Annotated in this window: 14 protein-coding genes; all 14 read right to left on the bottom strand. The window is 54.3% G+C overall.

All coding sequences use genetic code 11. From position 1 onward, the window contains the following. On the bottom strand, positions 1 to 473 hold a 473-nt coding region (locus VMT71_03820; GenBank protein HVN23070.1), incomplete at its 3' end, for an ATPase domain-containing protein. Next, positions 436 to 1,020 (bottom strand): RNA 2',3'-cyclic phosphodiesterase, encoded by a 585-nt coding sequence (thpR, locus tag VMT71_03815; GenBank protein HVN23069.1) that lies wholly within the window; start codon positions 1,018 to 1,020, stop codon positions 436 to 438. The genes VMT71_03820 and thpR, both read right to left, overlap by 38 nt. Beyond that, the gene (locus VMT71_03810; protein HVN23068.1) at positions 1,017 to 1,496 is read right to left on the bottom strand and encodes a CinA family protein; all 480 of its coding nucleotides are present in this window, start codon (positions 1,494 to 1,496) and stop codon (positions 1,017 to 1,019) included. The genes thpR and VMT71_03810 overlap by 4 nt, the downstream gene beginning before the upstream one ends. Beyond that, a complete protein-coding gene (locus VMT71_03805; GenBank protein ID HVN23067.1) occupies positions 1,493 to 1,930 on the bottom strand; it encodes a phosphatidylglycerophosphatase A in 438 nt (145 codons plus the stop codon). The genes VMT71_03810 and VMT71_03805 overlap by 4 nt, the downstream gene beginning before the upstream one ends. Further along, a complete protein-coding gene (gene hisI, locus VMT71_03800; protein ID HVN23066.1) occupies positions 1,920 to 2,345 on the bottom strand; it encodes a phosphoribosyl-AMP cyclohydrolase in 426 nt (141 codons plus the stop codon). The genes VMT71_03805 and hisI overlap by 11 nt, the downstream gene beginning before the upstream one ends. Positions 2,346 to 2,516: 171 nt before the next feature. After that, positions 2,517 to 3,272, bottom strand: coding sequence for an imidazole glycerol phosphate synthase subunit HisF (gene hisF, locus VMT71_03795; GenBank protein ID HVN23065.1), 756 nt, complete (start codon positions 3,270 to 3,272; stop codon positions 2,517 to 2,519). Next, positions 3,262 to 3,969: a 1-(5-phosphoribosyl)-5-[(5-phosphoribosylamino)methylideneamino] imidazole-4-carboxamide isomerase gene (locus VMT71_03790; protein ID HVN23064.1), complete on the bottom strand. Its 708-nt coding sequence runs from the start codon at positions 3,967 to 3,969 to the stop codon at positions 3,262 to 3,264. Before VMT71_03790 ends, hisF begins: the two co-directional genes overlap by 11 nt. After that, complete coding sequence (locus VMT71_03785) at positions 3,966 to 4,487, bottom strand: hypothetical protein (GenBank protein HVN23063.1); 522 nt, start codon at positions 4,485 to 4,487, stop codon at positions 3,966 to 3,968. The genes VMT71_03790 and VMT71_03785 overlap by 4 nt, the downstream gene beginning before the upstream one ends. After that, positions 4,472 to 5,083 carry an imidazole glycerol phosphate synthase subunit HisH gene (gene hisH / locus VMT71_03780; GenBank protein ID HVN23062.1) on the bottom strand — a complete coding sequence of 204 codons (612 nt, stop codon included), beginning with the start codon at positions 5,081 to 5,083 and terminating at the stop codon, positions 4,472 to 4,474. Before hisH ends, VMT71_03785 begins: the two co-directional genes overlap by 16 nt. After that, complete coding sequence (hisB, locus tag VMT71_03775; protein HVN23061.1) at positions 5,080 to 5,664, bottom strand: imidazoleglycerol-phosphate dehydratase HisB; 585 nt, start codon at positions 5,662 to 5,664, stop codon at positions 5,080 to 5,082. The genes hisH and hisB overlap by 4 nt, the downstream gene beginning before the upstream one ends. Positions 5,665 to 5,685: 21 nt before the next feature. After that, complete coding sequence (gene hisG / locus VMT71_03770) at positions 5,686 to 6,555, bottom strand: ATP phosphoribosyltransferase (protein HVN23060.1); 870 nt, start codon at positions 6,553 to 6,555, stop codon at positions 5,686 to 5,688. Then, positions 6,552 to 7,832, bottom strand: coding sequence for a histidinol dehydrogenase (gene hisD, locus VMT71_03765; protein ID HVN23059.1), 1,281 nt, complete (start codon positions 7,830 to 7,832; stop codon positions 6,552 to 6,554). The genes hisG and hisD overlap by 4 nt, the downstream gene beginning before the upstream one ends. Then, positions 7,813 to 9,087 carry a UDP-N-acetylglucosamine 1-carboxyvinyltransferase gene (murA, locus tag VMT71_03760; GenBank protein ID HVN23058.1) on the bottom strand — a complete coding sequence of 425 codons (1,275 nt, stop codon included), beginning with the start codon at positions 9,085 to 9,087 and terminating at the stop codon, positions 7,813 to 7,815. The genes hisD and murA overlap by 20 nt, the downstream gene beginning before the upstream one ends. After that, the gene (gene prmC, locus VMT71_03755; GenBank protein HVN23057.1) at positions 9,069 to 9,944 is read right to left on the bottom strand and encodes a peptide chain release factor N(5)-glutamine methyltransferase; all 876 of its coding nucleotides are present in this window, start codon (positions 9,942 to 9,944) and stop codon (positions 9,069 to 9,071) included. The genes murA and prmC overlap by 19 nt, the downstream gene beginning before the upstream one ends.

Here is a 9,944-nt window from a genome sequence, read left to right as displayed (position 1 = left end):
TCGATCTCTGCCCGCGGCACAAGGGCCGCAACTGAATCGATGACAATCACGTCAACAGCGCCGCTCCTCACGAGGTGCTCTGTGATCTCCAGCGCCTGTTCCCCCGTGTCAGGCTGTGATATCAGGAGATCCTCGGTGTTCACGCCTATCTTGGCTGCGTAGTGTATGTCCAACGCATGCTCCGCATCGATAAATACCGCCGCACCGCCCTTTTTCTGGGCCTCGGCGATCACCTGCAGCGCCAACGTTGTCTTACCCGAGGCCTCAGGCCCGTAAATCTCAACGACTCTGCCTCGCGGCAGCCCGCCAATAGTAAGCGCAATGTCCAGTGCGAGCGACCCGGTAGAGATGACTGGTATTTCCTCGGGAGCCCTCTCCCCGAGTTTCATGATCGAGCCCTTACCGAACAGCTTTTCGATCTGCGTCACCGCCATGTCAAGCGCTTTTGTTCGATTCGCTTCTTCCTTCATCATTGTCGCCTCCGAATTTTATCTTCCATACGGGCGTGTAGATAGCCCCGCCGGGTGTAAGCGTACTCTTGAACAGCACTAGCCCATCCACCCAAAACTCCATCTTCTCCAGGGGAGGAAGGTCTCCATCAGGAAAAGGCGCAGGCGTTCTTGCCCTTCCGAGAGTGATGTGTGCAGTGTACTCCCTGGCTTCGCGATCGAATTTGAATTCTGTGAGCGCTTCTTCCACTGCTTCGTAGATCGACTTCATTTCTTCCGTGCCCTTATCCAGCCGCACGATCACAACACGCGCACGCCGTCTGTTTGGGAAGGCATCGATCCCTTTCAAGCTTACCACAAACGGAGTGAACCGGCTGCCCATCGGCGCCAGTGCGTCACGTAATTTTCCGGCCAGCGCCTCTTCGATCTCGCCAAGAAACTTAAGGGTGACGTGAATAGCATCCCTCTTCACCCATTTAATGTCGCGCGTACGCCTGGAAAGCCCTGCAATAATGCTGCCGAGATAGTCAGCTACCGGTGCTGATACTTCGAGGGCCAGAAAGCTTCTCATGCAACATTGCCTTCCAGGAGATCGATCACAAATTGCAGAGCTTCATTCGACGTCTGTTCTTTTATCGCCAGCCGCTCTCCTTTGAACTGAAATTTCCTGAAGAAGAGCCGTTGGTCTGTCGCGAGGCCCACATAGACCGTTCCCACGGGCTTCTCCGCACTGCCGCCTGTCGGGCCCGCTATGCCGGTGACCGAGAGGCCGATGTCAGCACCTGTCTTTGCGCGTACCCCTTCAGCCATTTTTTCAGCTGTCTCCCGGCTCACTGCACCATACTTCTCCAGTATCTCTGCCGGTACCGAGAGAAAGGATTGCTTTGCCCGGTTGCTATACACAACAGTACCTGCTTCAAAGTAGTCGGAGGAGCCCGCAATATCCGTGATCCTGCTCGAGATAAGCCCACCGGTGCAGGATTCTGCCACAGCCAGCTTCATCCGTTTCTTCCGAAGCAGCTCCCCTAAACGCTCTTCGAGCTTCAACGCAACCTGCCCAGCAGGAGAAGCGCTGCGTTCGCATAGATGCCAGCCATGAGGTCGTCCGCCACGATCCCGTAACCTTTAGGGAGCCTCTCAAGGCGTCGTACGGGAAACGGCTTCAGAATATCAAATATCCGAAACAGGATGAATCCCTTCAACAGATTGGAAAAGCCCAGCCCCTGGCCAACCATGGTAACACAGATGCCTGCCAGTTCGTCAACAACGATGTAGCCGGGATCTCCTTCAGCCAATTCCAGGCGGTTAATGCAGAGAATGGCAGCTATCGCGATAAGCATCACGGTGACGGGATGATTGAGAACCCCGGGAAGCAGATAGAGTAGAACACAGCCGACAATTGAAGCCCATGTTCCTGGTGCGTAGGGAAGATAGCCGACGTAGCCGCAGGTGACGAAAATCAGTTCAAGCCTATGCGCCATCCTTTGCACCACCCTCGGGGCCGTCTGACGGAGCGCTGCGGTAAACTTCCTTCTCATCGAACACTTTCTCGCCGATTACTTTCCATTCATTATCCCACGCACGGTAAAAGCAGCTAAAGTAGCCGGTGTGGCACGCGGCTGTTTTCTGGTCCACCAGAAGGAGCAGCGTATCGTTGTCGCAGTCGAGACGGATTGACTTCACCTGCTGGAAATGACCCGATGTTTCTCCCTTGAGCCATATCTTCTTCCTCGAACGGGAGTAATAGTGAGCCCTCTTCGTCTTCAGGGTTAAGTCAAAGGCCTCCTGGTTCATGTAGGCGACCATAACCACCTCTTTCGTGCGCTCATCCTGAACAACAACAGGGGTCAATCCCCGCTCATCCCATTTTATCTGATCCTTATTCATTTCTGCCATGGAATCTCCCAGTGAGCCGCGACCGACCCCGTGTAAATCCGAATATCTAATATCTAAATCCTAAACAATGCTCAAAGATCGAATGTCAAAAAAGGACGATTCAGTCTCAATTTTGGAAATTGGAAATTTGATATTGTTTAGATATTAGAAATTCGATATTAGAATTTTGTTTCATAGTCTTACTGCTACTCCCCTCTGCCGCAAGTACTCTTTCGCTTCTATCACTGTGTATTCGCGGTAGTGAAAGATGGATGCGGCAAGCACCGCGTCCGCTTTGCCGTCTACCAGCCCTTCGTATAAATGTTCCAGGGTCCCTACCCCGCCGGACGCGATCACGGGTATATTGACCGCCTCGGAGATAGCCCTTGTCAGTGGTATATCGTAACCGATCTTAGTGCCATCGCGATCCATGCTCGTCAACAGGATCTCTCCAGCTCCCAGTTCCTCCACTTTCTTTGCCCAGCCGATTGCCTCTACGCCGGTAGGCTTGCGTCCTCCGTACGTGTAAACCTCGAAACCGGCACCGCTCCTCTTCGCATCGATGGCAACGCAGATACACTGGCTCCCGAAGACATCGCTCGCCTCCCGCACGATCTCCGGCCTCTCTATCGCTGCCGTGTTGATGGTGACCTTGTCCGCCCCTGCGAGGAGTACGTCGCGGATATCCTGCAGGTTCCTGATACCGCCGCCCGCGGTAAGCGGCATGAACACCTCTCGCGCCACGTCCTCGATTACATTCAGTATTGTCCTTCTTTTTTCATGAGACGCAGTGATGTCCAGAAAACAGAGTTCGTCAGCCAGTTGCTTCTCGTATGCCTTCGCATTGACGACAGGATCGCCCGCATCCATCAAGTTGACAAAATTCATTCCCTTGACGACTCTACCCTCCATCACGTCCAGGCACGGGATGATCCTTTTAGTCAGCAAGCGAGACGGCCTCCTCTATTTGTATTCTGCCCTCGTAATAGGCCTTCCCCACGATGGCCGCCCACACATTCATCTCCTTCAGTTCTTGCAGGTCCTTCATGGTGCTGACGCCGCCGCTGGCAATAATCGGGAGGCTAGTCATTGTCTGCATCTTTTCTATGGCTCCAAAATCGGGCCCGCTCAACGTACCGTCTTTCGAGATGCTCGTGAAAAGAATGGCCATGATGCGGGCCTCTGCGGCTAGCTCGAGCACCTCTTCAAGGGACATGGCGGCTGCCTCTTTCCATCCCTTCACCATAGGCCGCCCCTCGTAAAGATCCAAACCGAGAACGATGTTCCTGAAACGCGAAAGCCCTCGAAAGAACATCTTGTCTTCCAGCGCCCTCGTCCCCACTATCATCCCGTCTACGTTCGTAGCCGAATAAAAAGCAATGTCATCTTCAGTGCGAATGCCGCCGCCCACTTCCATGTAGCCCGGCACCTTCTGTCTGATAGCGCGTATCAGATCGCTATGCTTCCTCTTTCCTTCGCGTGCTCCATCAAGGTCGATAATGTGAAAATCTCTTGCCCCTGCCTTGCACATGTTTTCGATAGTCTCGGGTGGGTTCCGGCTGTAGATGGTGACCTGTGAGAAATCTCCCTTCAGGAGCCTCACGGCGTTCCCGCCTATGAGGTCCATTGCGAAGAAGATTTTCACTTCAAATCCTCTTTCAGATTCCCTATCCCCTTGTCAATGCCCTCTTCGGCCAGCTCGCTCGCAGTGATCCATCTCATGCCCCTGCGGATAAAGGTACCTATTTTGAGGATGTTGTCGAAAAGAGGCTGCTGGGTCTCGTCAAAGATAAAAACTTTGGCGAGCCCATTTTGATCATACAGGTGCAAGTGAAAGCCGACGCTGGCCGGTTTGTCGACCGCGAAGTTGCCACCTTGCCGTTCCTGGTAGCGGTAGACAAATACCTCAACATTCTTCGCCTCACTTCTACCGAGGACATACTTTATGCCATTATCAGCAAGGCCCTGCCTCAGTTCATCTAACAGCGTAGCTTCTGCATCCTGATGCATGGGGCCGGACCGGATGGGGTTGCCGCAGTGAGGACAGGTGGTCAGGTCCGGATCGAGTAACCGCTCCGTATAGATGCCGATCTCGGTCTCAGCCGCGACCACAAACCCGGCGACCAGCAACAACGCAAAAAGCAGGATCAGTTTTGTTCGCATAGGTCTATAAAATTCTGAAGGAGGTGCAACCCTACCCTCTGGCTCTTTTCAGGGTGAAATTGGCACGCAAAAATGTTCTCCCGCTCTACGGATGATGCAAACGGTTTGCCATAGTCCGTGGTGCTCGCAATCAGCTCTTCTTCGGTGGGTTCGGGATAGAAGGAGTGGACAAAATAAAAGTGTTCTCCCTGGCGGATCCCTTTGAAGAGCTGCGAGCCCTTCGTCTGTTCAACCTGGTTCCATCCCATGTGTGGCACTTTAAGCTCGTTCTTGAACCTTTTTACGCTCCCCTTCACAAGACCTAATCCTTTAACGCCGGGAGCTTCTTCAGAGGATTCAAAAAGCATCTGCAGCCCAAGACAGATCCCCAGATACGGCTTGCCTTTGTTGATCTGATCCAAAAGCACGTCCAGTAAATCGAACCTCACCAGATTCTCCATGCACTTACCGAAGGCGCCCACACCGGGCAGCACAATGGCCCTCGCTGTCGCAATCGCGTTCCTGTCGCTTGTCACAACAATGGACGCGCCGAGCCGCGCAAAGGCATTCGTCACGCTCCTTAAATTCCCCATGCCGTAGTCGACGATTGCTATCACAGCACTCCCTTGGTCGACAAGACCCCTTTCAGATATTCATCCTTCCCGCACGCATCGCGCAACGCGCGACCAAAGGCCTTGAACACAGCCTCTATTCTGTGGTGCGCATTCTCGCCATAAAAAAGATTTACGTGGAGGCAGACTTTTGCCTCGCGCACAAAGGCGAGGAAAAACTCCTTTGCGACCTCTACGTCGAATGTGCCTATCCGCCCCTTCATCTCCCCGTTCCAGGCGAGATACGGGCGGCCGCTTACGTCGATGGTTACGCTGCAGAGCGCTTCGTCCATCGGCACTACTGCGTGTCCGTAACGCCTTATCCCTTCGAAGTCGGCGAGCGCCTCTTTCAGCGCCCTGCCCAGGGCGATGCCCACGTCCTCCACGGTGTGGTGATGATCGATGTCGGTGTCTCCACGGGCTTCTATTTTGAGGTCGAAGAATCCGTGGCGGGCAAAAAGCTCAAGCATATGATTAAAGAAAGGAACCCCTGTTGCGATAGTGTACTTCCCTTCACCGTCAAGCTTCCATCCGACCTTGATCTCTGTTTCTCTGGTCTTCCTGGTGAGCGCGGCTTTTCTTTTCATTGGATGCCCCTTTGGGTGCCCCTAAGGAATCACTTTATTCAGCGGGTATTCGACAATGCCCTGGGCGCCCGCCCGCCTCAGTTCCGGTATGATATCCCGAACGACCGATTCATCTATGATGACCTCCAGCGCAACCCATCCTGCGTCGGCAAGCGTCGAGATCGTGGGTGTATGCAGCGACGGAAGTATCTTCATGATCCGGTCGAGCCCCTTCTGCGGTGCGTTCATCTTGAGCCCCACCTTCTCTTCTGCCCGGAGTGCGCCATGGAGAAGCATGACAATGTTTTCCATCTTCACCTTCTTCCACTTATCTCTTGCGGCTGCTTTGCTGGCAATCACCACTGTTTCTGATTCCAGGATCGTGTCTATAATGCGGAGGTTATTGGCAACCAGAGATGCTCCTGTCTCAGTCACCTCCACGATTGCGTCGGCAAGGAGCGGCGGCTTAACCTCTGTCGCGCCCCAGGAATACTCCACGAGAGCCTCTATTTTTTTCGACTTGAGGAACCGCTTGGTGTATCCCACCAGCTCAGTAGCGATTTTCTTTCCGTTCAGGTCTTTGAGGCTTTTTATCGGGGAATTCTCGGGAGCGGCAACAACCCACTTTACTCCCTTAAACCCAACTTTTCCGTAACGCAGCCGCGCGATCTCCGTTACCTTTGCGTTCTGCTCCAGCACCCAGTCAAGACCAGTGATGCCCATATCGAGGATGCCGTTCTCTACATAGCGGGCCATCTCCTGCGCCCGGATCAGAAGCCCTTCCAGTTCCGGGTCATCTATAACAGGAACGTAGGACCTGTCCGCGAGCTTGATGTGGTAGCCTGCATTCTTGAACAGCTTTATTGTGCTCTCCTGCAGGCTTCCTTTAGGTATCCCTATTTTGAGCTTCACCGCAAAAGCTCCCTTCTTGCCTTGATAGCCCGACCGTGCGCGTATAAACCCTCGATTTCCGCCAATCTTATGGCATTCGCGCCATAGGTCTCCAGAAATTTCTTATCTATCTTAACCAATACTCTACGCTTTGTAAATGTGTCCACCGAAAGACCAGCAGAAAACCTTCCTGCCCCGCCAGTGGGGAGCACGTGATTTGTGCCTATGTAATAGTCGCCCATGGACACACAGGTCTCGGGCCCCACGTAGATGATGCCGGGGTATCGCAGGTTTTTCGTCGCCGACATATCACCGACGACCTCCAGGTGTTCGGGTGCTATTCTGTTGATAGCTTCGACTGCCTTGTCGAGGCTCTGGTAATGGACCAGAAACCCGTTTTTCTCAAGAGCTTTTTCTACAGTCGCTTTGCGCACGTTCTCCCCAAGCAGCCGCTCCATCTGCCTCATCAGCGTATAGAGATCGTCCTTCGATGGCGAAAAAAGGCCCACAGTTGCCATCTCATCATGCTCCGCCTGAGAAAAAAGGTCCCAGGCCGCTATCTCGAGCGGAAAGTGGCGTGTGAGCAAAACCACGAGCTCAGAGGGACCTGCCAGCATGTCAATACCAACTCTTCCGTACACGTCCCTCTTTGCTTCTTCCACATAGGCATTGCCGGGGCCCACAATTATATCGACTTTGGGGATGCTCCCTGCGCCAAAGGCAAAAGCATAGATTGCCTGGGCGCCACCAAGACGGTATACGTTGCGTATTCCAAGAAGAAGGGAGCAGGCCGCGATGTAAGGATTGAGAGCACCGTCATGGGTCGGCGTCGTCACATAGATCTCACGCACACCCGCGACCTGCGCGGGCACCACGCCCATGACAAGGCTCGACGGGTACGGAACCTGGCCTCCGGGCACATACACCAGGGCACGCTCAACAGATACCGGCTCTTCCCTGACCTCAAGCCCCTTTCTCTTGTATCTCCTTTGCCGCGTAAGCTGGGATCGGTGGAAGAGCCTTACGTTCTTTATCATGCCTTTCAGCACTGGAAGGTCCTTCCTGTCGATCTTTTCAGCCGCTTCTTCTATTTCTTTGACGGGTATTTTGAGCGGATACTTTTTGCTCCAGCCCTCAAAACGCGTGCTCAAGCGAAGGAGTGCTTCTTCCCCTTCCTCCGCCACCTGCTTCTTGATGGCCTGCACCGACCTGCGCACGTCACTCTTTTTTTGTTCCCGGCCGGTTACAATCGTCTCAAGAAATGCATCCCATTCCTGCTCAAGGTGCCACACCTTCATCTTTCTTCCTCTCTATTTTCGCCCCGAGCTGGCGCAGTTTTTTCTCGATCGATTCGTATCCCCTGTCAATATGATAGATACGCGAAACCTCTGTCGTACCGTAGGCGCAGAGTCCTGCCAGGATAAGGCTTGCGCTCGCGCGCAAATCCGTAGCCATCACTCTGGCGCCCTGCAACGCCTTGACGCCCCTTACCACTGCCCTGTTCCCCACGACCATCACGTCTGCGCCGAGTCTCCGAAGCTCCGCTGCGTGCATCATCCTGTTCTCGAAGATGCTCTCCGTAACTACGCTGACGCCCTTCGCTATGGACATCATGGTCATAACCTGAGCCTGCATGTCGGTGGGGAAACCCGGATAGGGAGAGGTTCTTATGTCAAATGCCGTTGGTCTTTTCCTCGACATTCCGGCACGGAGCGAGCCATTCTCCTCTGCGATATCCATCCCCGCCTCCCGAAGCTTCTCTATCACGGTGGTGAGGTGCGCAACTTTGGCGCCTTCGATGGTTACGCTGCCCCTCGTCAATCCACTGGCCACAAGGAAAGTCCCCGCTTCTATACGGTCGGGAATCACATCATAGTTGCAGGGAGTAAGACTCTCAACGCCCCGCACAAAGATCTTGGGTGTGCCAAGTCCCTCTATTCGGGCACCCATCGCCTGAAGCATCATGCCGAGGTCGACCACTTCAGGCTCCATCGCAGCGTTCTCGATAACCGTCTCTCCCTCAGCCAGAACTGCGGCCATCAGGACATTCTCGGTTCCGCCAACGGTCGGTTTATCAAAACGCACGGTGGCGCCGCAGAGATTGCGCGCGTCGACATCCACATAGCCCTCGTGCATACCGACCTCGCAACCCAGAAGGGAAAGCCCTTTCAAGTGAAGGTTGATGGGTCGCTCACCGATAGCGCACCCGCCCGGATAGGAGACAATGGCCCTCTTCCGGCCGCCTGCCAGGGCACCGAGTACGAGGACCGATGCTCGCATCTCCTTTACCAGATCATAGGGCGCTTCAAATCCTTCCGCGTCGGTCGTGTCTATTCTGAGCCTGTGCTCGTCAATCCACTCGGATTTCGCGCCAAGGACTCCCAGCACGCTGATCATGGTAGTAACGTCTTTCAGTCGGGGAACGTTTCCTATTTCGTAGATACCCTTCTGAAGGAGAGTCGCTGCAAGCACAGGCAGGACAGCATTCTTCGCCCCGCCGACGGCAATCTTACCCTTCAGGCGTTCGCCGCCCTCTATGACAAATTTTTCCATGAGCCTATAAGTACCCTGTCCTGACCTGCCAGATCTTTCTTCGAGCGCACACGAAGCCCGAGTGCCCTCATCGACTTTCCGACCGACTCTATCTGCCCTGCGTCGCCCAGTTCACAGATTACAGAGCCACTCTCTTCCAGATGGTGCGGGAGGTCGGCTACGAAGCGCTCGTATACCTCTGTGCCACGTGTGCCTCCCAGGAGCGCGCGGGGGGGCTCGCGTTTTACGTCGGGCATGAGCCTCTCGCAGTCAGACGCAGAGATGTACGGGAGGTTTGCAACGATTATATCGAAACGCGCTTTCTTCTTTAAGCCTCCGAACAGGTCGGATTGCACCAGGGAAATCCGATCCTCTACCGCCAGCCGCTTCGCATTCCAGCGCGCCACGAGCAATGCATCGAAAGATACGTCAACACAGGCAACGGACGACGCACCATAACGGGCGAGCGTTATGCCGATTGCGCCGGAACCGGTGCCCATATCAAGGATCCGCACGTCCTCTTTTTTCGCTACAGTGGCGTGTCCGCTTTCTTGATTCAGGGAGGGCCGGGCCGCGACCATTGCGTGTAGCGCTTCTTCGACCAGTAACTCTGTTTCGGGCCTTGGTATAAGCACTCGTTCGTCTACGTAGAAGTCTTGCGAGAAAAACTCCTTTGTATTTGTGATGTACGAGAGGGGTCTGCCTTTCTTTCTCTCGTCTATGTGTCTGGCTATTCTCTCCAGCGCCGTGTCGTCAAGCTCCTTTTCCGGATGTGTGTAAATAGCCTCCGGGGTCACATCCAGCGCGGACGCGATGATGACGATGAGGTCAGTCCGGCCCAAATCCTTTTCGCTGCGGAGGAAATCCTGAACGCGCAA

Source organism: Syntrophorhabdales bacterium (assembly GCA_035541455.1).
Lineage (GTDB): Bacteria > Desulfobacterota > Syntrophorhabdia > Syntrophorhabdales > WCHB1-27 > JADGQN01.
The sequence above is the reverse complement of the archived record's forward strand: the minus strand, read 5'-3'. Positions and strand labels throughout refer to the sequence as shown.

Bases quoted from the DNA above. Each gene is read 5' to 3' on its own strand.
- thpR (HVN23069.1), bottom strand. From the start codon at position 1,020: ATGAGAAGCTTTCTGGCCCTCGAAGTATCAGCACCGGTAGCTGACTAT.
- VMT71_03805 (HVN23067.1), bottom strand. From the start codon at position 1,930: ATGGCGCATAGGCTTGAACTGATTTTCGTCACCTGCGGCTACGTCGGC.
- hisI (HVN23066.1), bottom strand. From the start codon at position 2,345: ATGGCAGAAATGAATAAGGATCAGATAAAATGGGATGAGCGGGGATTG.
- VMT71_03785 (HVN23063.1), bottom strand. From the start codon at position 4,487: ATGCGAACAAAACTGATCCTGCTTTTTGCGTTGTTGCTGGTCGCCGGG.
- hisB (HVN23061.1), bottom strand. From the start codon at position 5,664: ATGAAAAGAAAAGCCGCGCTCACCAGGAAGACCAGAGAAACAGAGATC.
- hisD (HVN23059.1), bottom strand. From the start codon at position 7,832: ATGAAGGTGTGGCACCTTGAGCAGGAATGGGATGCATTTCTTGAGACG.
- murA (HVN23058.1), bottom strand. From the start codon at position 9,087: ATGGAAAAATTTGTCATAGAGGGCGGCGAACGCCTGAAGGGTAAGATT.